Origin of the sequence: Exiguobacterium sp. s95, from assembly GCF_018618655.1 — a bacterium.
Classification (GTDB): domain Bacteria; phylum Bacillota; class Bacilli; order Exiguobacteriales; family Exiguobacteriaceae; genus Exiguobacterium_A; species Exiguobacterium_A oxidotolerans.
On the sequence record NZ_JACSMM010000001.1, the window covers coordinates 725,864 to 747,535 of the forward strand.

The following is a 21,672-nucleotide window of genomic DNA, read 5'->3' on the forward strand; positions in this document are numbered from 1 at the left end:
GTGTTAAATCACCCCAATGCTCTTGACTTCAATCGTCGGAATTAATTCGTTGTATGACAGGACAGGTACATCTGGGAAATAGCGCTCCGTCAACTGACGAACAAACATCCGAATGCTTGGTGAGGCCAAGATGATCGGTTGTACTCCGTAACGTTCGAACTCTGACGACAGTTCATTAAACGACTCGATGAACCGTGTCGCTTTTTCCGGATCAAGCGCAAGATAATTTCCGAACTCTGTTTTTTGAATCGCGGACTGAATATCGATTTCCATTTCACTCGATACCGTCACGACGTGTAAGACATCCCCTTGCAGCACCTGTTCCGTAATTTGCCGTGATAAGGCTTGGCGGACGTATTCAGCAAGCAATTCGCTATCTTTCGTCACGGCCGCATAATCAGCTAGTGTTTCAAAAATCAATGGCAAATTGCGAATCGATATTTTTTCTTTTAGTAATTGAACGAAGACTTTTTGCAGTTCTCCAATCGTTAAGAGTTGCGGCGTGACTTCATCGACTAAAATTGGATGTGTTTCTTTCAAGTGATCAACGAGTTGCTTCGTCTCTTCTCGTCCCAGCAAGTCTGCAGCATGTTTTTTAAGCAGCTCCGTTAAATGCGTTGCGACGACCGATGGTGGATCGACGACCGTATAACCAGACATTTCTGCCCGACTTCTCGTCTTTTCATCAATCCAAAGCGCCGGCATTCCAAATGCTGGTTCGACCGTTTCGATGCCTTGGATTTCAGGATCATCGACTCCGGGACTCATTGCTAAATAATGATCGAGCAAGAGTTCGCCCGTCGCCATCTCACTGCCGCGAATCTTAATCCGATAATGATTCGGCGGGAGTTGTAAGTGGTCGCGAATCCGAACGGTCGGGAGGACGAAACCAAGTTCCAATGCTAACTGGCGACGAATCATGACGACACGGTCGAGTAAATCGCCACCTTGTGCTTCGTCAGCAAGTGGAATCAATCCATAACCGAATTCAAACTCAATCGTATCGACATTTAAAAGCGAAATGACCGATTCACTTGAGCGTAGGTTTTCCGTCGATTCTTCTTCGACGGCGACTTCTTCCGTGGTCGCTTTTGGCGTCCGTCTCAGTTGCCAAGCAAAGAAGCCGGCTGCTGCTGCGACAGGAATTGTCACATAGTCTGGAATCGCCGTGAACAGACCGAGTAAGAAAATCGCGCCTGCACCAATCATGACGAGCAATGGCGTCCGCGTTAACTGACCGATGATGTCTTCACCTAGATTGCCGTCCGACGTCGAGCGTGTGACGATAATCCCGGTTGCGACAGAAATCAACAGCGCTGGAATCTGACTGACTAATCCATCTCCGACTGTCAAGAGCGTATATAAGTTGATTGATTCTGTCATCGGTAACCCTTGTTGGACGACTCCGATGACCATCCCGAAAATCAAGTTAATGATGACGATGATGATGCCGGCGATTGCGTCTCCTTTTACAAACTTTGACGCCCCATCCATCGCCCCGTAAAAGTCGGCTTCGGATTGAATTTTTTGCCGGCGTGTCCGTGCCTGAAGTTCATCAATCATGCCAGAGTTCAAATCGGCATCAATCGCCATCTGTTTCCCTGGCATCGCATCCAGTGTAAATCGGGCCGATACTTCCGAAACCCGTTCCGACCCCTTTGTAATGACGAGAAACTGGATCAAGACGAGAATCAAGAAGACGACGAACCCGACGAGTGCGTTCCCGCCGACGACGAAGCTCCCAAATGCTTCAATCACTTCGCCCCCATTCCCGTTCGAGAGAATCGAGCGGGTCGTCGAGACATTTAATGCGAGACGAAACAGGGTGACGATTAACAATAAAGTTGGGAAAACTGAAAATTCCAATGCTTCTTTGGCATTCATCGAAACGAGTAAGACCATCAAAGCAATCAAGATGTTGATGATGATTAAAAAGTCGAGTAAAAAGCCTGGCAGTGGAATGACCAGCATGAAGACGATCATGATGACGCCTAGCAGTACGGAAAGATCTCTTGTTGAAATAGTCATGATGCTTCATCCTTTCATTTTGCTTGTTTCATTTGGTAGACAAAGGCGAGTGTTTCAGCGAGTGCCTGATAAAATGATTCATCCACTGCCATACCTATCTCTGATTTTGCGAACAAGGCCCGCGCGAGCGGACGATTTTCGATGATTGGGATGTCAGCTGCTGTCGCCTTCTCCCGAATACGGAATGCGACAGCATCCACACCTTTTGCGACGACGATTGGTGCCGCGTGTTTTCCATCATCGTATTGAATGGCAACTGCATAGTGGGTCGGGTTCGTAATGACGACGTCTGCATTCGGTATTTCTTGCATCATCCGCCGCATCGCCATCTCCCGTTGTTGCTGTTTGATTTTACCTTTGATTTGAGGGTCACCCTCCGTGTTCTTATGTTCGTCTTTTAAGTCCTGTTTACTCATCCGAATCGATTTTTCAAAATCAAACTTTTGATAGGCAAAGTCTAAAACGGCAAGTGCAATCAACGCGATGCTGACCGAGAGACCCAGTAAAAAGGTCAAATGACCAATGATGGCTAACGCATCTCCAATCGGCTCAGACGTCAACCGTGAGATTTCGACCTTGTTGTTCCATAAGATCGTCCCGCTCGTCATTCCGATGACAAGTAACTTAAAAACAGACTTTAAAAATTCGATCAGTGCTTTCATACTGACGATGCGCTTGACCCCTTGGAGTGGATTGATTCGATCTAACTTTGGTTGAATCGATTCTGCACTGAGTAAAGCACCAATCTGGACGAAGTTTCCTAAAATCCCGATGGTGACAGCCGTTAAAAAAAACGGGGCGACGAGAATCGCCATTTGCCCTAACATCTCAATTAATATCTGCTCGACACGCCCTTCCTCTACTGAAACAAGGACGGTCCTTGCACTCAATCCATTTTCTAAAACCAAGACGAAACGTTTGCCGAGAAACGGTCCAAAGAAAAACAAGACGAGGAACATCGCGAATAACATTAAACTACTCGTTAAATCAGCGGATTTTGCGACTTGCCCTTTTTTTCTCGAATCATCCCGCTTACGCGGTGAGGCTTTCTCTGTTTTTTCACCAGCGAAGTACTGGAGGTCGAGTTTTAAACGATATGTATTCATCTCAACCTCCCAGTAATCGAATGGCATCCGCTAAAACGTCTTGCAGTAGCGGAATGAACTTTGAAATCCCGGTAATCGTCGAACCGGCAAGTAAAAATAAAATCGCATAGCCCATTAGTAATTTGACTGAAAAACCAATCGCAAAAATATTGAATTGCGGTGCTGTCTTTGCTAAAAATCCAAGTGCAAGATCGACCAGGAACAAGGACACGATGAGCGGCATCGCCATTTGAAGTGCCGTTAACATCGCCAGACCGACGACTCGAACGACAAGACTCATACCCGCCTCCCCTGAAACTGCAATCGAACTGCCGGGTGGAAAGATTTGAAAACTGGTGTAAATGCCATCGAGTAAAATCAAATGCATGTCGGAGGCAAGTAACACGAGTAGTGTCAACATGTAATAAAACCGGCCAATGATTGGTGACTGACCACCGAACATCGGATCATAAGCTGATGCCATCGCGAGTCCCATCTGTAAATCGATGATGGAACCGGCGATTTGCGGGGCAAATAAAAGGAAGCTAGCTAACAAGCCAAGCGATAATCCAACGATGACTTCCGTACCCATCCGAAAGAAAAAATTGAAATCATCGACTTCAACGGTCGTTTTGACGGCATAGCTCGCAAAATAGGCAAGACCGGCAGCTAAGGCTAATTTATGTTGGGCCGGCAATTGTTTTGATGAAAACAACGGTGCCGCGACCAAAAATCCGACGATGCGACCAAATACGAGTAAAAATACGCTGACAAAAGACAATAACGTCATTTCCTTGAAACCTCAGCAATCTGTTTAAAGATTTCAATCGTAAACGTTTTTAATTCTTCCATGATCCATGGTCCGAAAAAGACGAGTGCTAAAAATACAGCAACGATTTTCGGGACGAACGAGAGGGTCTGCTCTTGAATTTGCGTCGTCGCTTGTAAAATACTGACGAGCAGACCTACAACGAGTGAGACGAGCAAGAGCGGTGCCGATACCTTTAACAAGGTCCAGACGGCCGAACTCGCTAGTTGAATAATCATTTCCTGCGTCATATCGTTCCTCCCTACTTCATGCTGACAAGCAATGACTCGACAATTAAATGCCAACCATCGACGAGGATGAATAGTAATAATTTAAACGGTAAAGCAATCATGACAGGCGGTAACATCATCATCCCCATCGACATCAACACACTCGAGACGACCATGTCGATGACGAGAAATGGAATGAAAATCATGAACCCAATCTGAAAAGCCGTTTTCAACTCACTGATGGCATAAGCAGGAACTAACGCGACAAGCGGGATGTCTTCGACTTTTTCCGGCTTATCGTAATTTCCATACTTCAAAAATAATTCTAAGTCATTGGTACGTGTATGTTTTGACATAAAACGTTTCATCGTTCCACCTGCTCGATCAAACGCTTCGTCCTGACTAATTTTTTCACCCATGTATGGTTGAAGTGCCGTCGTGTTGAGTTCCGTCAGCACCGGTGACATGACGAATAATGTAATGAATAAGGCAAGACCGACTAGCAACTGGTTCGGTGGTGTCTGTTGCGTCCCGAGCGCCGAACGTACAAAGGATAAGACGACGACAACGCGCGTAAAACATGTCATCAAAATCAATAACGAGGGTGCTAAGGATAATAATGTCAACAAGACAAGTAACTTAACTGATGTCGCTGTTCCTGATGGTGTGTCTAAAGAAATCAGACTTTCAATCGTTGTCATGAACGACCTCGTTTCTTCTGGAATTGATCAAGTTGTTGCTTGAACGACTCCAAGAAAGGCGATTCGCTCGTCGACTGTTTCATATCATGCATCTCTTCAGTCGACCATTCCGTATCCGCTTCGAGCGTGTCGAGTAGCTCAATGTTTTGCCCGACACCGACGACGTAAACTTTATCGTGGACGCGTACGAGTTGCACCGATCGATCTTTTCCGAGCGGCACACCTCCGAGATGGGAAAGTTGATTGGATTGGCGGACACCTCGCGTCCGATCATTGATCAATCGGACAGCCAGGAGAAATCCCCCGATTAAGACCACGAGCGTGACGATGACTTTAATGACCGTCACAATCGTCGACGACCCATCGACCTGTTGAGTTGTTGGTTCACTCTTCTTAGATGGATTCAAATTCTCTTCCACTGTTTCTGCCCCAACTTGTGCTGAGAGCAGAAACAACAGGAGACAGGTCAAAAAGGTCAGTCTTTTCATGACGAAACAGTTTTCGAAACGGCTTCAAGCACACGGTCTGCTTGGAACGGTTTAACGATGAAGTCTTTTGCACCGGCTTGAATCGCATCGATAACCATCGACTGTTGTCCCATTGCCGAACACATGATGACTTTTGCTGCTGGGTTAAAGGCTTTGATTTCTTTTAGTGCTGAAATGCCGTCCATTTCTGGCATCGTGATATCGAGCGTTACGAGATCCGGTGTTAATTCTTTGTATTTCGCTACGGCTTCGCGACCATTTTCTGCTTCACCGACGACGTCATATCCATTCTTCGATAAAATTTCCTTAATCATCATTCGCATGAAAGCTGCATCATCTACGATCAATACTTTTGCACTCATCTTATTTCCTCCTTAGAACATCCGAAGACGTTCTTTTGTATTTACGATTTCTGTAATTCGTACTCCAAAGTTTTCTTCAATGACTACGACTTCACCTGTCGCAATCAATGTATTGTTGACAAAAACATCAACCGGCTCTCCAGCCAACTTATCGAGTTCGATGATTGAACCTTGTGTCAATTCCAATATGTCGCGTACAGAGCGACGTGTTCTGCCAAGTTCGACGGTTACATTCAGTGGTACATCATACAACATCCCGATGTTACCCGGTACGCCTTCTTGTTGCACTTCTTCAAATTGACCAAACTGGACCGGGCTGACACCTACCGGTTCCTTCTTCGGTGCAACAGGCGTTTCATAACGTTGTTCCTGCTGTGGCATTTGTTGCGTTTGTTGCGTTTGTTGCGGTGCTACTTGTGGCGACGGTTGAACCGGTTCATGCGTCGCACCTTTTGCTTCTTCAGTCGTCGTCGTACTTGCGCTGAATAATTTCTGAATCAACTGCTTTGAAAATTCGAGTGGTGCAAGCTGAACGATTTTCGAATCGATCAACGTCCCGATTTTTAAATCGAATTCGATGATGACCATGCTTTCCCATAAAGAAAAGCTGTCGACAATACTTTTCTCTTGCGAAAAGTCGAAAATTTCAACGGCTGGTGGCGAAATATCGATTCGCATCGAGAAGACCGTTGACATCGACGTCGCCGCTGCTCCCATCATTTGGTTCATCGCTTCTTGAACGGCAGAAAGGGCGATTGGCTCCATTTCATGGTCTTCCTCGACCATCCCGTCGCCGCCCATCATCAAGTTCGCGATGACAGATGCGTCACGTTGCGTCAAGATTAAGACGTTTTCACCTTTGAAGCCTTCTGTGTACCCGACGCGCAAAGCAACGTGCGGAATCGGATAGCGACTGCGTAATTCGTCCATCGTGATCATCCGCACATGTGGCGTCGTGATCTCGACCTTTTGGTTGAGTAATGCAGATAACGCTGTTGCTGAATTCCCGAGTGAAATATTCCCTACTTCACCTAAGGCATCAATTTCCATCTCGTCTAATTCTTCTAATCCATCATCCGAACTTGTATCAGTCGGCTCATCATCCGACGGGGTCCCGCGTAATAACGCATCGATTTCATCTTGCGAAAGCATATCGCTCATGTTATTCCTCCTCAATTCGTTGTATGACTTGTAAAGCGAGATGCTTCCCATTCAGACCAGGTCGCGCTTTGAACATTTTCCGATCATCAACAAACAATTCAACCGGGTCGGATGTACGTGTCTTCAGGGACAGGCAGTCGCCTACCTCGAGGTGTAACAATTCTCCAAACGACAATTCCGTTTGGCCGAGCACAGCTTTTAAATCGACGATTGACCCCATCAACTGAGTTTGCATCTGTTCAGATTCTTGGTTATCGACCGCTTTACGTTTTTCTTGTTGCATCCAAAAATGACTCGATAGCTTCGGAATGATCGGTTCGAGTGTGACGAACGGAAGACAGACATTGAGCGTCCCACTGACTTCTCCAACCGTCACATAAATCGAGACGAGGATTACCGTCTCATTCGGCGAAACGAGTTGAAGGAATTGCGGATTGATTTCTAAATCGTCATACTCTGCTTCTAGTTCTGTGATTGACTCCCAAGCTTCGCCATATTGTACGAATGCCCGCTTAAACAATTGTGTCAAAATGCGTGTCTCGATTTCAGTCAAATTTTCAATCTTATTCATCCCTTCGCCAGGACCACCGAGGAGACGATCGAGCATTGCATAGGCGATGTTCGGGTTGACTTCAAAGATAACTTTACCATCGAGCGGTTTCAGGTTAACTAGATTGATTAAGGTCATGTTCGGAATGGAATGGATGAATTCATCGTATGGCAACTGTTCGACCGTATTGACCGTGAACTGGACGTACGTTCTCAGCTGCGCTGAAAAGTGTGTTGTCAGTACACGTGCGAATTGCTCATGAATTCGAGTCAAGTTCCGCATTTGATCTTTTGAGAAACGAAGTGCCCGTTTGAAATCATACACTTTGACACGCCGTTCCTCTTCTTGACTTCGTATCTCCTCGACTTCCATATCTCCGCTCGAAATGGCTGATAGCAAGGCGTCAATTTCATGTTGTGATAATACTTCGCTCATGCTGCCACCTCACTGGATGATTTTTTTCGTCGTATAGACGCGTTGAACATCGCCTTCTTGAAGAAGTTTTTTGAATTGACCACGTAATTTTTCTTCAAGCTTTGCCATATCTTGTTTTGAATCCAAGTCTTGCTTTTTCATCGATGCTAAATCACCAAGAATGATGTTGTTGATTTGAAACTTACGTAGTTCTAACTCTTCCTTCGTTTTCACATCATCCGTGACAATCGTAAACTGAACATTCAAAAACCGTTCGTCTGCGATGTTCGTCGTCAAGTCATCTGTTTGAAAACTTCGTTCTTCGAGCTCGGCACCTGTCGGTTGTTCAACTTTTGCTTCCGTCTCATCTCCGACTAACCAATACTTCGTGAGCATATACCCTGCGCCGATCATCATGAGGGCCACGATAACCATGATCAACGGTATTTTTAACTTACTCTTCTTCTTTTCTTCTGCCATCTTCGAGCCTCCTAATGCTGTTCAAGCCCGCTAGTCCGACTTGTCGGTAAAAATCGATTGTTGCCGCTTTTACCTCTTCTAACGATTCTTTGACGATGTATGTCTGCCCTCCAACGAGTTGAATCGTCGTATCTGGTGTCGATCGAATCGATTCGATTAATATAGCATTCAATACGAGCGGTGCTTGACGTAACGTCGTCAGTGTAATCATCGTTTCAAGTTAACGAGTTCTTCTAAGATTTGGTCGGATGTCGTAATAATCCGTGTATTTGCCTGGAATCCACGTTGCGCGATAATCATTTCCGTAAACTCTTCCGATAAGTCGACGTTCGACATTTCGAGCGTCCCAGACGTCAGTTGCCCAAGTCCGTTCGTGCTTGGCGTCCCTGTTGCTGGAATCCCTGAGTTCTGTGAGGCTGAAAAGAGGTTCACCCCTGATTTTTCAAGTCCACCCGGGTTCGCAAAGTTTGCCATCGAGACGTAACCGACGCGTTGCAACGCACCTGTCGCATCAACGAATGTGACCAATCCATCTTTTCCGATTGCTAAGTTCTGCGCGCCAGTCGGAATTTGGAGTTTCATGTAGCCATCATTCACTTTTGTCGTAATTTGTCCTTGTGCATCGTACTGGTTTGCCGGTAAGTTTGCTTGGTTCGCTGGTGGCTGTCCTGGATTCGCTGGTGGCGGATCAGATAGTCCGACGAGGTAGTTCCCGTCTCCCGTGACGATATTCCCTTGCAAGTCCGTGTAAAAGTTTCCTGAACGCGAGTAACGAACGCCATCTGCTGTAAGCACTTGATAGAACCCTTCGCCTGAAATCCCGACATCGAGTGTCCGTCCCGTGTTTTGAAGTGCGCCTTGGTTGTAGACGTTATCGACCGTCGACATTGATGCCCCGAGTCCGACTTGTTTCGGGTTTGTACCACCGACACCGCCACCTGCTCCTGAAGCTGAACCGACTGATTGGTTAACGAGATCTTTAAAGGTAACCCGCCCCTTTTTGTAACCGAACGTATTGACGTTTGCGATGTTATTCCCGACGACGTCAAGCTTTGTCTGGAAGTTCTTTAACCCACTGATTCCTGAATACATTGAACGTAACATTATTTTTCCTCCTTTGTTTTAATCTCCGTTAATTCATAGACACTGACTTGCTTCCCGTTCGAGAGTTCCGCGATGACGTCAATTCCGTCTCGCTTGACGCTTATGACATTCGCTGTCTCCTTGACCGTCGCGCCCGTCGCATCCTCAACCGTTCCATCTGTTTCGTAACTAACTGATTTCCCGATTAAATTACTGTATGTCAGCAAGGAATTCGCATGTTGATTCAAGACCATCGTGTCCATCCCTTTTCCAATCGCTTGCATTTGTTCAAGGGAAGAAAATTGTGCCATTTGTGAGATGAACTCTTTATCTTCCATCGGTGCAGTCGGATCTTGATTCGATAACTGGGCAATCAAGATTTTCATGAACATGTCTTTGTCCATCGAATTATTCGGCACAGCTGTCGTTTTATCCGGCAACTGGTAGGACGATGCCGCATTAATGGAATCAGTCATCTTCTTCCTCCTCTAACTCCTCATCTTGAGGTTTCGGTTGTTCCTCTTGCGCTGTCTCTTGCCGCTCTTGTGGTGTCGATGTATCAAACTCTTTTACGGTCGAGGCCAGTAATCCCGTCTCGATTTTAACGAGCGGCGCTTGATGTTGCAGCGAACCTTGTAATTTACCTAGCTGTTGCTCAATCAGTTGTTTTGCCTGCTCGGTGCCCGCAAACAACTTCACTGTCAACACACCTTCTTTGCGCTCGAGTTGAACGACGACTTCACCTAGCTGTTCTGGGTATAAACGAATCGACATTCGTGTCGAACCGTCTGCTCCTTTTAAGAACGGGGCTTGTTGGAGTGCTGCTTCGATTCGTTTTGCCAATTGTTCATCGACATTACTTTGCGGAACGAGGGGAGGCATCGTAACGGTACGATCGCTTTTCACGAACAGTGTCGAAGAAAAGGCGAGCGGTAACGCCGTCCCTTCCGAATCAACTGTTCCTTTCAACGGCTCACTACGCGTCAAGCCTTCGCCTAACTTCATCGAAGCCGGTAAGGTTTGAGCCATGGCAGCTTGTCGTGTCACCGGAAGAACCGTCTGCACGACCCTCCCCGTCTTCAATTCACCTTCCGCTGTCTTAACACCTTTTCCGACGGGCATATCTTCTACTGGTTGCAGTTGACCTGCTACCGGTTTTGTAACACCAAGAATCGACACGATTGTCGCCGTAATCAATTGACCGACGGACGCCGGTAATTGTTGCAACATCGCCGTCGCTTGTTCCGCATCTCCTTCTTGGATCGTTTTTACGAGTTGTACGAGCTCCGTCATTCCTTTTGGATCCTGCTCTAGTGCTTCTAATTGTGGATGATCCAGTAAAAGCAAGGCTTGTTCGGGTTGTGCTGTGAGCATCTTCACCAGCTGACCTTCATTTGATTGTGGCATCGTCGTGCTAGGGACGGTGTTCTCAGGCAGAAGACTTGGTTCTGGCGTCGTGAACAGTTGTAGCAAAGAAGCAAAACTCCCCATGCCTTCAGCCGAAGGAGCACTTTGACCGATTGATTTCGCCGTACCTTTGACTGTTTGATTTTGTTGCACATCTGTCAAATTCATCGTGTTCGCTCACCTCTATTTCGTCGCGAGTAGTTGCGTCAATGCCGCAGCCTTTTTCGCATCCATTTTTGCGATGATGGCTGCTTGTTGTTCCGCATCGATAGTCTCGATGATAGGAACGACCTCTGTCGGACTGAGTTCATTTAAGATTGTCGCTGCTTCCTTAGGCGACATCTCTGCATAAACATCGGTCACACTTGCCGTTTTTGTTGTCTTCTTGTCTTCCTCGGTTGTTTTATCCGGGAAAGGCGTTTGTTTTAATTGATCGCGCTCCGCGATTAATCGCGTAATCTCTTGTTCTTTCACTTTGAGTGTATCCGCTTGTTCCGTCGCTTCATTTCGCAATTTTTTAATTTCTTGATTCGCTATTTTTAATCGATTTTCTAAATCAGACGTTTCCTTACCAGGCGTTCCCTTCGTTTGTTTCGACGTTTCCTCTGTCGAAAACGGGAGTGCAAGCATCGGACGACCGTTAGCATAATTGAGCACGAGATAGGCTGTACCTAAGATTAAGATCAAGGGAATGATCAACAACGGTAAAATCCATTGTTTCGATGATTTTGAATTACTTATGATGTCCGCCCTCTTCCAAACTGTAACAGTGCCAGTTCATCTAATTGATTTTGTTCGAGTAGTGCATTGATTTGCCGTGCTTCTTCTAGTTGATTCGCCTGAAGACGCGTGAACTTCTTTTCCTCAATCATCGCTTCTTTTAAATCGACTTGTGCGCGTTCATACTGATTTTTTGCTTGAGTGACATATAATTGTTGACGTTCGATTTGCTGTTTGACGACGTCACGCGCACGTTCACGGTATTGAGAAGCGAGTAATTCGACGGTACCCGTCTCATTTTGTGCCTTCAAAAATGTTTCGTAACGAACGAGCAGGTGATACAACTTTTCGACTTCAATCTCGTAGCGTTTCTTTTTTTCAGCCGTTTGTTTCGATACACGATCTTTCTCCGCCTCGGCTAAAGGAATGATTCGCTCATATATTGTTTTCATGCCTTTTCCTCCTTAGCGAATCGTCGTGATTAAACGGTTCATGGCTTCTTCAAATTGACTTCCTTCTTCAACACGTTGCTTCAAAAAGCCGATTAATTCCGGATATTTTTCGACGGCACGATCGATTTCAGGGTTTGTCCCACTTTTATATGCACCGATATTGATCAAGTCTTCTGCATCTAAGTATGTCGAGAGCAATTGCCGAAAGATGATCGCACTGTCTTTATGTTCCGTCGATGTGATTTGATTCATAACCCGGCTAATCGAACGTAAAACATGAATCGCCGGATACTGCCCTTTGTTCGCCAAACTTCGATCAAGGACAAAGTGACCATCTAAAATCCCGCGGACTGCATCCGCAATCGGTTCGTTCATGTCGTCTCCATCGACGAGTACGGTATAAAAAGCTGTAATCGACCCGGCTGTCGTCTTTCCGCTTCGTTCGAGTAACTGAGGTAGTAGAGCGAATACACTCGGCGTGTATCCTTTTGAAGCAGGCGGTTCTCCTGTCGCTAGACCGATTTCACGTTGCGCCATCGCGAACCGCGTAACGGAGTCCATCATCAAGACGACATTCTTACCTTGATCCCGAAAGTATTCTGCGATTGCTGTCGCCGTATAGGCTCCTTTTAAACGGACAAGCGGTGGTTGGTCACTCGTCGCGACGACGATGATGGAACGCTTCATCCCTTCTTCGCCCAACTCCGCTTCGATGAACTCTTTCACTTCCCGCCCTCGCTCTCCAATCAAGGCGATCACATTGATGTCAGCAGTCGAACGTTTTGCAATCATTCCGAGCAGTGTTGATTTCCCGACACCAGACCCGGCAAACAAACCGACGCGTTGCCCTTGACCGACTGTCAACAGACCATCAATGGCGCGGATACCTGTCGACAACACTTCATTGATACGTGGTCGTTCAAGTGGACTCGGTGGTTTTCGCACGATTGATGTTGTCCGGAGGTGAGTCAACTCCTCACCATCAAGTGCTCGACCTAATCCATCTAATACTTTCCCGATCAGTTCCTCACCGACGGGTACGTGAAGTGGTTTTCCTGTTGCGATGACGATTGATCCTGGTGCAATTGCTGTCGTTTCACCGTAAGGCATCAATAAGACGTGCCCTTCTCGGAAGCCGACAACCTCTGCTTCGATTTCTTGACCTCGGTGCAGTTGAATCAAACACCGTTCCCCGATTGCGACTGCCGTCGGTCCTCGTGATTCAATCATTAAACCGATTACTTGCACGACTTTACCGGAATGCCGGACTAAGTCATCCGTCCGAATATCTCGAACGGCCGCTTGCAACTGCTTCACGTTATACATCTTGTAGCACCTCAGTCACCTGGTTAATCAATGCCTCATAACTAGAAGTAAGCCCGCCCGTAATCGCTCCATTTTCTGAATCGATACGGAAATCGCGAGGCGCGAGTTCCGGATCAATTCGTAAGCTGATTGTCGCAGCACCACCTAAAATCGTATGTAGACGTTCATCCAGTAATACAACCCGTTCAAAATCTTCTGCAGACGTGTAAACAATGATCTTTTCACGGTCACGGAACTGAATAATCAATTGGTGAATCGATTGATAGAGTGCTTCCTCATCTGTATCATGTAATTTTTCTAAAAAATGATGGGTCACTTGCAGTGACAATACACATAATTCATCTTCCATCGCTAACAAGCGGTCCGTCTGCATCTGCTCAAGACGCATTGCAAATTGATTCGTTTCCTCGAGTTTTCGTGCATAAGCGTCTAGTCCGTCTTGCTGCCCTCGCTCATAACCCGCTTGATAGCCTTGTTCCTTCGCTTCCTGTAAAGCCATTTCACGTTCCTGTTCAAAAGCCTGTCGACGCGCTTCTTCTTGTTGACGCATCAGCTGAAGTTGCTCGTCGAGCTCATTTTGACCTTTTGCCATCAACGCCTCATAAGAAATACTCGGCTCGGCATCCCGTTCAATCGCTCGCTCTTCTTGATGAAGAATTGTGCGCTGATGACCTTCGATGACAATTTGTCGTTTAATGACGTTAGACAACGATATCATCTCCTCCACCACGTGCGACGACGATTTCACCCATATCCTCTAGGCGACGAATGATTCCAACGATTCGGCTTTGAGCTTCTTCGACATCGCGCAATCTGACGGGTCCCATGAATTCCATATCTTCTTTGAACGATTCGACCATTCGCTGAGACATGTTTCGGTACACCATTTCTTTGACATCGTCCGACGAGACTTTAAGCGCAAGCAACAAATCTTCGTTTGAAACTTCGCGGATGATTCGTTGGATTGCTCGTGCATCGAGTGTGACAATATCTTCGAAGACAAACATTCGTTTTTTGATTTCTTCGGCGAGTTCCGGATCCTGAATTTCGAGCGTATCGAGGATTGTCCGTTCCGTCGTCCGATCGACACCGTTCAATACTTGAACGACTGCCTCGATACCACCAGACTGCGCATAATCCTGCATACCGGCTTGAGATAAGTTCCGCTCAAGAATCTGTTCGACTTCGCTGATGATTTCCGGGTTCATTCGGTCCATCGTTGCAATTCGTCGTGCTACATCCGATTGCGCCTCAGCTGGAAGCTCCGAAAGAATCTGACCGGACTTTCCCGGGTCGAGATGTGCCAAGACGAGTGCAATCGTCTGTGGATGTTCGTTTTGAATGAAGTTCAGTAATTGCTTCGGATCTGCTTTACGGGCAAACTCGAACGGCCGGACTTGCAAGGTCGAAGTTAATCGATGAATCAATTCCATCGCTTTTTCTTCACCTAATGCTTTTTCAAGCACATTTTTCGCAAAGCCGATACCACCTTGCGTAATGTAGTTTTGCGCCGTTGCCAACTCATGAAATTCTTCGAGTACTTCTAGTTTTTCTTCAGGATCAATTCGTTTCATGCTCGAAATTTGGAGTGTCAACCATTCCATTTCTTCTTCAGTCAAATGTTTGTAGACGTTCGCCGCCACTTCTGGACCTAACGAAATCATCAAGATCGCTGCTTTCTCACGACTATTCATATCTAGTTTCTTCATCTCATCAATCCTCCGCTAACCATGTGCGTAATAACTTCGCAAATTCATCTGGATTTGAGGATGCTAATTTTTCAAGCTGTTTCCGTTTGACTGCTCCGCCACTCGTATCTTCTGTCGATAGTTCTGGAATCTCTGTTTCGATTGGTGTCCATTCTTCTAACTCTTCGACTTCCGTCGTACGACGTCGTCGCATCATCATGAAGATGGTGCCGATGACGATCAGTGCTGCTGCACCAAGCGCGAACCAAACCCACATCGGCGTGACTGTAGTCGTCGCTTTTTGTGTTGGTGTTTCAGCGAACGGTCGGGACATGACGACGACCTTGTTCGTCAATTCGGCATCCGTCAACGTCGCTTTTGCATCCGTTTTCGTGATGGACGTCCGAATAATCGAGTAGAGCATCGTTTGAAGGTCCGTTTGAAGTTGCGGATCGATTTGAGCTTGACCTTTTGGTGGTTCAACGATGACTTGAATACCTAAATCACGTATTTCATAAGGTGCTCCCGTAATCTGTTTCGTAATCCGGTTTACTTCATAATTGATGATATCGTGCGTTTTCTCACTCGTATCACCTGTCGTTCCTGTACCGGCCGGGAAGTTGATGGTCTCATTTTCACCAGTACCGGCTGTTCCTTCATTCGCTGCACCCGTGTAGGCTTCGGCAACCTTTTCTGCCGAAGTTACAATCCCCTCGATTTTATCAGGGTCAACGGGTTCGACTAGTTTTTGTTCTTCTTGGCGCTGTGTGACATCGACGTCTGCCGTGACTGACACGAGCGCTTTTTGTGGTCCGAGAACGACGGATAACATTTGCTGGATTTGTTTTCGTAAATCATTTTCCGTTGTTTTCTTTAATTGCATCGGATCTGCGCCCCCAGCCGTCTGTGTTCCCTGGCCCGGTTCGTAGTACGTAAAGTACTGATCCATGATTGTAATATTTTCTTCTTTCAAATTAGGAATACTTTTTGCGATTAAGTGGTAAAGACCTTGTACAGTCTGTTGATTCAAATCACTCCCAGCGCTTGACGTTAACACAACCGATACGGTTGACGTCTCTTCGGCGTCTGATAAAAAGACGCTTTTTTCAGGAAGTGTAATCATTACCTTCGCTGCATCAATCCCGTTTACTTGAGTAATCAAGTTCTCAAGTTCAGTCTGCATCGTATCGCGCTCTAAAATATTCATTTCCTTGTCAGTCGTACCAAATCCAGCATTTTCACTAAAGAATGAATAATCGATTTGACCGGACTTCGGTATGCCAGCAGTAGCCAACTCTACTTTCAAATTTTCCGCATTCGCCTCCGGCACAAGAATCGTCACTCCGTCTGAAGCTGTCACAACTTCCGAACGAACGCCATCTTCATTTAATTTTTCAGTGACTTGTCCAGCCTCTTGCGGTGATAGTTTTGAATACAAGGGCGTCATTGTCGGTGTCGACAACCAAATGATGGCAGCAATAAGAGCCGATAAAATGATTAAGGTAATACCGATGATGGTCGCCTTTTTTGTGAGTGACCATTCGTTCCATGTCGTGTTGATTGCGCTAAAACGCGCCTTTAGCCGTTCGTTCATCAAACATCTCCCACGCTTTCCTTAGCAGTCACAGTTGCATACGCATCATTTCTTGGTATGCCTCAATCCCCTTATTCCGGACTTCAATGGCGAGTTGCATAGAAAGCGATGCTTCTTCTGTTTTAATCATGATGTTATGTAGATCTGTTGTCTTCCCTGTCGCAAGGTCCACACGTGCTTGTGAGGATGCTTGTTGCGCGTCGTTCAAGCCGTTAATAGCTTGGCTTAGCACATCGCTAAAATCTCCTGGGGACGCCTTAGCGACTGATTGTGATGGTAAGACCATTTGTTGCATCCCTTGAATAGGTTGAATTGCCATGATGTCATCTCCTCGTTATTTACCGATTTCCATCGCTTTTACTAACATCGCCTTTGTCGCATTCAGCGCCGTGACGTTTGCTTCATACGAGCGGGTCGCGCCCATCATATCGACCATTTCCTTCAATAAATCCACGTTCGGCATTTTTACATAGCCAAGTTCGTCTGCATCTGGGTGGTTTGGATTGTACTCTAATTTAAACGGCTCTTGATCCTTCCGGATTTCACTGACTGTGACGCCGTTACCTGTTTCTTTTAATACGGCTAATTTTCGTGCATACGGTTGCCATTCTCCATTCACGAGTTCGCCTCGTGTCGTTTGAGCATTGGCGATGTTTGCTGATACCGTATCGAGTCGGAGCCGCTGCGCTGTTAATCCTGTAGCGGACGTATGAAATCCTGAGAACATCGTCATCTTTATCGCCCTCCTCGAATAACAGATTGAATGCCAGAGAATTTACGATTCAATTGTTCGACTAGCGCTTCATATTCAATTTGATTGCGTGATAATTCAGACATCTCAAGGTCAATATCGACGCCATTTCCATCATTTCGCATCGATGTGCTTTGTTCGACGACCGTTCCTGAAGTATTAATCGTCGCATGTCGTTGTAAACTCATTTTCATCTCTGAATTCAATACATCACCAAAAACGAGGCGTTTTGCTTTGTATCCGGGTGTATCCACATTCGCAATATTCGTTGAGATTACTTTTTGAGCTGCAACCGTCCGATCGACGGCTTGTGTCATGAGTGAATAATCTGAGCCTAACCAATTCATCCCTTAACCTCCACTTGATTTTATATCGAGTATTTAGTTTTTTTGTAATCATTAGTAACACTTCTGAAATAATTGAAACAAATAGGTCAATGTTTGGAAAGAACTTTTTTGAAAATCAGGGTAATGAGATGTTAAATTCCTGTTTTTTATTACCTTTTCTTATAAAAATGATAAATAATACCTATATAAGAAAAGAAGACCTAGTATTTACTAGGTCTTCTTGATCGATTCCAGTTTTCGTTGTTTAGTTTGATTTAATCCGTTCTAATTCATAGAGGAAATTATCGTTTAAGATTTTGATATACGTCCCTTTCATACCGAGTGAACGCGATTCGATGACACCCGCACTTTCAAGCTTGCGCAGTGCATTGACGATGACGGAACGTGTAATCCCGACACGGTCTGCAATTTTTGATGCGACGAGTAATCCTTCATTGCCGTCGAGTTCTTCAAAAATATGCTCGATTGCTTCAAGCTCTGAATATGATAACGAGTTGATTGCCATTTGGACGACAGCTTTTTTACGTGCTTTATCCTCAGCTTCATGTGCCTTCTCTCGAAGAATCTCCATACCGACTACCGTCGCTCCATATTCAGCTAGGACGAGATCTTCTTCGTCGAAATCATCGACCATTCGTCCGAGGACGAGTGTCCCTAAGCGTTCGCCGCCTCCGATGATTGGAACGATTGTTGTTTTAGATGATTCGAACGTATCACGATTATCAATCGGGAATGCCGTATGTTCACTATCAATCGTAATATTCGCTGTCGTTTCCATGACGTTAAATAAACGTTTTGTGTAGTCTTCTGGGAATTGACGTTCTTCGAGGAATCCACGGATTCGTGCATTCTCAATTTGTTGCTTGATGGCAATACCGAGTAATTTCCCACGGCGGCTAACGATGAATGTATTCGACTCCATGACTTCACTTAACCGTTCCGCCATAATTTTAAAGTCTACATGTGTACTAGCTTCCTGTTGTAACATCGTATTAAGCTTTCGTGTTTTTGCCAATAAATTCATGATTTTCTTCCTCCACTTATAAGATGAACTGACTTAAGTCACGATCATCTGCTACTTTTCCAACTCGGTCCATTACATATTGTGGTGTGATCGTAACATCCGACTCTGGCATATCTGCCGCTTCAAAGGATAGTTCCTCTAACACCCGTTCCATGATTGTATATAAACGTCGTGCACCGATATTATCAGTTTCATCATTGACCTGAGCAGCAATCCGCGCGATTTGACGAATCGCATCCTCGGTAAAGGTGACGTGGACCTGTTCTGCTCCAAGCAACGCTTTGTATTGTTTCAGTAACGCTTGATTCGGTTCTGTCAAAATCTTGACGAAGTCTTCTTCCGTTAAACTATCCAACTCGACTCGAATCGGGAAACGTCCTTGTAACTCTGGAATGAGATCAGACGGCTTCGCCATATGGAACGCTCCTGCGGCGATAAACAACATATGGTCCGTTTTGACCGAGCCGTATTTCGTCACGACGGTCGAGCCTTCGACGATTGGTAGGATATCTCGCTGGACACCTTCGCGTGAAACGCCGGCGCTATCTTGACCTTTCGTTGCAATTTTATCGATTTCATCGACGAAGATGATCCCCATCTGCTCCGCACGTCGAACGGCTTCGTCATGGACTTCGTTTAAGTCAAGTAAACGTTCCGCTTCTTCAGCAGTCAAAATCGGTCGTGCTTCTTTGACGGTCAGTTGTCTTTTTTTCGTTTTCTTCGGCATGACTTGACCTAGCATATCTTGTAAGTTTGATAAGCCTTCCATCCCTTGTTGTCCCGAAAATAAATCCATTTGGCGCTCTTCGACGTCGACATCAATCATGCGGTCTTCTAGTTGACCACTGATTAATTGTTGACGAATGACTGAGCGGTCCGCCGTATCATTCGCTGTTTCTTGTTCAGGTTGTGCTTGATTACCACCAAACAACATTTCGAATGGATTACTTCCACCACCAAGACCCGACGTCGATTTTTTCCCGACTAACGCATCCACGATCCGTTCGTTCGCAACGGCTTCTGCTCGATCTTTTAAGGCTTCTTTCTTCTCATCTTTGACAAGTCGGAGTGAAGCTTCGACTAAATCACGAACCATTGATTCAACGTCACGACCGACGTATCCGACTTCTGTGAATTTTGTCGCTTCGATCTTAACGAATGGTGCGCGAACGAGTTTCGCTAGACGTCTTGCGATTTCCGTCTTTCCGACTCCAGTCGGTCCAATCATCAAAATATTTTTAGGTGTTACTTCGTCGCGTAATGCCGGGTCGAGTAATTGGCGACGGTACCGATTACGAAGTGCGATTGCGACGGCGCGTTTCGCATCCGATTGTCCAACGACGTGCTCATCTAATTTGGCTACGATTTGTTTTGGTGTCAATTCATGCATCTGCACTTCCTCCAATCGTCTCTAAAACAATTTGATCATTCGTGAACACGCAGAGCTCTCCGGCTGTTTCAAGAGCGGCTCGTGCGATTTCTTCTGCTGACATCTGTCCAGCGTGACGTGCCAATGCTCGACCAGCAGCAAGCGCGTAATTACCGCCTGAACCGATTGCAAGAATTCCATCATCCGGTTCGATGACTTCACCATTTCCGGAAACGAGCAGTAAATGTGTCCCGTCCATGACGAGTAGCAATGCTTCGAGTTGACGTAACATTTTGTCGCCGCGCCATTCTTTTGCTAGCTCGACTGCGGCACGTTGGAGATTACCATTATACATCTCTAGCTTCGCTTCAAACTTCTCAAACAGCGTAAAGGCATCTGCTACACTTCCAGCAAATCCTGCAATCACTTTTCCCCCATAAAGGCGTCTTACTTTCTTTGCACTTTTCTTCATGATGACTTGATTACCAAATGTCACCTGACCATCTCCACTCATCGCGGATTGACCATTATGTTGAATCGCAAAAATCGTCGTTGCATGAAACATTCCGTTTCCTCCCTTAGGCACGCGGATGCGCTTGCTGATAAACATGACGCAACCGCTCCGTCGTTACATGAGTATATTGTCCCGTCGTCGATAGAGAGGCATGACCTAAGAGTTCCTGAACCGCCCGAAGGTCCGCCCCTCTCTCTAACAGGTCTGTCGCGAAGCTATGTCGAAGTGCGTGCGGCGTCACATGTTTCGAAAGCAAATGATCGCCTTTTTTTAAGATTTTACGAATACCGTCTGTCGTCAGTCGTCGTCCCGATTTCGAAACGAACACAGCCTGTTCCTTTTCATCTTTTCCTCGACGCTCTTGCAAGTAAACCTGCAACGTCCGTCTAGCGAAAGAACCAATCGGCGTGATGCGTTCCTTACGACCTTTTCCATATACATGGACATACTCTAAGTCTTGATCTAAATCTTGAAGATTTAGTCCTGCCAACTCACTGACACGCATCCCGGTCGCATAGAGCAGTTCAATCATTGCGACATTTCGGTTGCCTAGTGTATCTTCCGTTCGAAAGGCTTCTAAAAATCGTTCGTATTCAGATGGAACTAAAAAGGTCGGTAACGATTGGGCACGTTTGGGCGCTTTCAATCCTTCAAACGGGTTGACTGCATCCGTGTCGCGCGTCAAAAAGCGACCAAATTGCTTCAAGCATGATACTTTTTGGGCAATTGTCGATTTTGAAGCTTGTTGCTCGTAGAGTGCATACAAATAACGCCGTGCAGTTGCCAATTCAATCGATCGTAGTTGATGATCGAGGCAAAAAGCGGCGTATTGTCGAAGGGTTTGATCATATGAGCGACCCGTATTCGGAGATAGTTGACGTTCGATATGCACGTACCGCAAAAAGTCTTTCCGCAGCCGCTCAAACTCTGAGTCTAATCCCATTTCCGAGCCTCCTCCTGACCATGTGTTCTCGAATCGACCTTAGCATAGCACACCGCAAGTAGTCTGACAATAGACCAAAAACCGAAAAAATGACGAAATTATCACGCTTTTATGAAAAATTAAGAAATGGGGGAAAAGTCCGCTGTT

General features: G+C 45.9%; 27 protein-coding genes. All 27 read right to left on the reverse strand.

From position 1 onward, the window contains the following. Positions 1 to 3 precede the first annotated feature (3 nt). Positions 4 to 2,028 carry a flagellar biosynthesis protein FlhA gene (gene flhA / locus KNP99_RS03980; protein WP_029330780.1) on the reverse strand — a complete coding sequence of 675 codons (2,025 nt, stop codon included), beginning with the start codon at positions 2,026 to 2,028 and terminating at the stop codon, positions 4 to 6. Positions 2,029 to 2,042: 14 nt separating this feature from the next. Then, the gene (gene flhB, locus KNP99_RS03985; RefSeq protein WP_214804423.1) at positions 2,043 to 3,134 is read right to left on the reverse strand and encodes a flagellar biosynthesis protein FlhB; all 1,092 of its coding nucleotides are present in this window, start codon (positions 3,132 to 3,134) and stop codon (positions 2,043 to 2,045) included. Position 3,135: 1 nt separating this feature from the next. Continuing rightward, on the reverse strand, positions 3,136 to 3,903 hold the full coding sequence (gene fliR, locus KNP99_RS03990) for a flagellar biosynthetic protein FliR (RefSeq protein WP_029330783.1): 768 nt from the start codon (positions 3,901 to 3,903) through the stop codon (positions 3,136 to 3,138). Then, complete coding sequence (gene fliQ / locus KNP99_RS03995) at positions 3,900 to 4,172, reverse strand: flagellar biosynthesis protein FliQ (RefSeq protein ID WP_012370733.1); 273 nt, start codon at positions 4,170 to 4,172, stop codon at positions 3,900 to 3,902. Before fliQ ends, fliR begins: the two co-directional genes overlap by 4 nt. An 11-nt stretch (positions 4,173 to 4,183) precedes the next feature. Next, positions 4,184 to 4,852, reverse strand: a complete 669-nt coding sequence (gene fliP / locus KNP99_RS04000; protein WP_029330785.1) for a flagellar type III secretion system pore protein FliP — start codon at positions 4,850 to 4,852, stop codon at positions 4,184 to 4,186. After that, positions 4,849 to 5,271: a flagellar biosynthetic protein FliO gene (locus KNP99_RS04005; RefSeq protein WP_239456731.1), complete on the reverse strand. Its 423-nt coding sequence runs from the start codon at positions 5,269 to 5,271 to the stop codon at positions 4,849 to 4,851. The genes fliP and KNP99_RS04005 overlap by 4 nt, the downstream gene beginning before the upstream one ends. A gap of 65 nt (positions 5,272 to 5,336) precedes the next feature. After that, positions 5,337 to 5,702, reverse strand: coding sequence for a response regulator (locus KNP99_RS04010; RefSeq protein WP_029330789.1), 366 nt, complete (start codon positions 5,700 to 5,702; stop codon positions 5,337 to 5,339). Positions 5,703 to 5,714: 12 nt separating this feature from the next. Further along, on the reverse strand, positions 5,715 to 6,863 hold the full coding sequence (gene fliY / locus KNP99_RS04015; RefSeq protein WP_214845125.1) for a flagellar motor switch phosphatase FliY: 1,149 nt from the start codon (positions 6,861 to 6,863) through the stop codon (positions 5,715 to 5,717). Position 6,864: 1 nt separating this feature from the next. After that, complete coding sequence (gene fliM, locus KNP99_RS04020) at positions 6,865 to 7,848, reverse strand: flagellar motor switch protein FliM (protein ID WP_088837358.1); 984 nt, start codon at positions 7,846 to 7,848, stop codon at positions 6,865 to 6,867. A gap of 9 nt (positions 7,849 to 7,857) precedes the next feature. Next, positions 7,858 to 8,307, reverse strand: coding sequence for a flagellar basal body-associated FliL family protein (locus KNP99_RS04025; RefSeq protein ID WP_029330792.1), 450 nt, complete (start codon positions 8,305 to 8,307; stop codon positions 7,858 to 7,860). Beyond that, positions 8,282 to 8,518: a flagellar FlbD family protein gene (locus KNP99_RS04030; RefSeq protein ID WP_088837359.1), complete on the reverse strand. Its 237-nt coding sequence runs from the start codon at positions 8,516 to 8,518 to the stop codon at positions 8,282 to 8,284. Before KNP99_RS04030 ends, KNP99_RS04025 begins: the two co-directional genes overlap by 26 nt. After that, positions 8,515 to 9,411 carry a flagellar basal body rod protein FlgG gene (gene flgG / locus KNP99_RS04035; RefSeq protein WP_088837360.1) on the reverse strand — a complete coding sequence of 299 codons (897 nt, stop codon included), beginning with the start codon at positions 9,409 to 9,411 and terminating at the stop codon, positions 8,515 to 8,517. The genes KNP99_RS04030 and flgG overlap by 4 nt, the downstream gene beginning before the upstream one ends. Next, on the reverse strand, positions 9,411 to 9,866 hold the full coding sequence (locus KNP99_RS04040) for a flagellar hook capping FlgD N-terminal domain-containing protein (protein ID WP_214845127.1): 456 nt from the start codon (positions 9,864 to 9,866) through the stop codon (positions 9,411 to 9,413). The genes flgG and KNP99_RS04040 overlap by 1 nt, the downstream gene beginning before the upstream one ends. Then, positions 9,859 to 10,965 carry a flagellar hook-length control protein FliK gene (locus KNP99_RS04045; protein ID WP_214845129.1) on the reverse strand — a complete coding sequence of 369 codons (1,107 nt, stop codon included), beginning with the start codon at positions 10,963 to 10,965 and terminating at the stop codon, positions 9,859 to 9,861. Before KNP99_RS04045 ends, KNP99_RS04040 begins: the two co-directional genes overlap by 8 nt. 15 nt (positions 10,966 to 10,980) lie before the next feature. Further along, positions 10,981 to 11,499: a MotE family protein gene (locus KNP99_RS04050; protein ID WP_251131908.1), complete on the reverse strand. Its 519-nt coding sequence runs from the start codon at positions 11,497 to 11,499 to the stop codon at positions 10,981 to 10,983. Positions 11,500 to 11,534: 35 nt separating this feature from the next. After that, entirely contained in the window at positions 11,535 to 11,969 is a 435-nt protein-coding gene (locus KNP99_RS04055; protein ID WP_088837363.1) for a flagellar export protein FliJ, read from the reverse strand. A 12-nt stretch (positions 11,970 to 11,981) separates the two neighbouring features. Beyond that, positions 11,982 to 13,295, reverse strand: a complete 1,314-nt coding sequence (gene fliI / locus KNP99_RS04060) for a flagellar protein export ATPase FliI (RefSeq protein ID WP_214845130.1) — start codon at positions 13,293 to 13,295, stop codon at positions 11,982 to 11,984. Then, positions 13,288 to 14,013, reverse strand: a complete 726-nt coding sequence (locus tag KNP99_RS04065; RefSeq protein WP_214765148.1) for a FliH/SctL family protein — start codon at positions 14,011 to 14,013, stop codon at positions 13,288 to 13,290. The genes fliI and KNP99_RS04065 overlap by 8 nt, the downstream gene beginning before the upstream one ends. Then, complete coding sequence (gene fliG / locus KNP99_RS04070) at positions 13,997 to 15,004, reverse strand: flagellar motor switch protein FliG (RefSeq protein WP_029330812.1); 1,008 nt, start codon at positions 15,002 to 15,004, stop codon at positions 13,997 to 13,999. The genes KNP99_RS04065 and fliG overlap by 17 nt, the downstream gene beginning before the upstream one ends. 4 nt (positions 15,005 to 15,008) lie before the next feature. After that, positions 15,009 to 16,577 (reverse strand): flagellar basal-body MS-ring/collar protein FliF, encoded by a 1,569-nt coding sequence (fliF, locus tag KNP99_RS04075; protein ID WP_215193042.1) that lies wholly within the window; start codon positions 16,575 to 16,577, stop codon positions 15,009 to 15,011. 28 nt (positions 16,578 to 16,605) lie between these two features. Further along, positions 16,606 to 16,896: a flagellar hook-basal body complex protein FliE gene (gene fliE / locus KNP99_RS04080; RefSeq protein ID WP_088837367.1), complete on the reverse strand. Its 291-nt coding sequence runs from the start codon at positions 16,894 to 16,896 to the stop codon at positions 16,606 to 16,608. A 15-nt stretch (positions 16,897 to 16,911) separates the two neighbouring features. After that, positions 16,912 to 17,310: a flagellar basal body rod protein FlgC gene (gene flgC, locus KNP99_RS04085; RefSeq protein WP_029330818.1), complete on the reverse strand. Its 399-nt coding sequence runs from the start codon at positions 17,308 to 17,310 to the stop codon at positions 16,912 to 16,914. Between the two features lie 2 nt (positions 17,311 to 17,312). Continuing rightward, positions 17,313 to 17,675 carry a flagellar basal body rod protein FlgB gene (gene flgB / locus KNP99_RS04090; protein WP_088837369.1) on the reverse strand — a complete coding sequence of 121 codons (363 nt, stop codon included), beginning with the start codon at positions 17,673 to 17,675 and terminating at the stop codon, positions 17,313 to 17,315. A 244-nt stretch (positions 17,676 to 17,919) separates the two neighbouring features. Next, positions 17,920 to 18,699, reverse strand: a complete 780-nt coding sequence (gene codY / locus KNP99_RS04095; RefSeq protein WP_029330822.1) for a GTP-sensing pleiotropic transcriptional regulator CodY — start codon at positions 18,697 to 18,699, stop codon at positions 17,920 to 17,922. Positions 18,700 to 18,715: 16 nt separating this feature from the next. Continuing rightward, entirely contained in the window at positions 18,716 to 20,095 is a 1,380-nt protein-coding gene (hslU, locus tag KNP99_RS04100) for an ATP-dependent protease ATPase subunit HslU (protein ID WP_029330824.1), read from the reverse strand. Continuing rightward, entirely contained in the window at positions 20,082 to 20,633 is a 552-nt protein-coding gene (gene hslV, locus KNP99_RS04105; RefSeq protein ID WP_029330826.1) for an ATP-dependent protease subunit HslV, read from the reverse strand. The genes hslU and hslV overlap by 14 nt, the downstream gene beginning before the upstream one ends. Positions 20,634 to 20,646: 13 nt before the next feature. After that, positions 20,647 to 21,525 (reverse strand): tyrosine recombinase XerC, encoded by an 879-nt coding sequence (locus KNP99_RS04110; RefSeq protein ID WP_214765153.1) that lies wholly within the window; start codon positions 21,523 to 21,525, stop codon positions 20,647 to 20,649. Positions 21,526 to 21,672 lie beyond the last annotated feature (147 nt).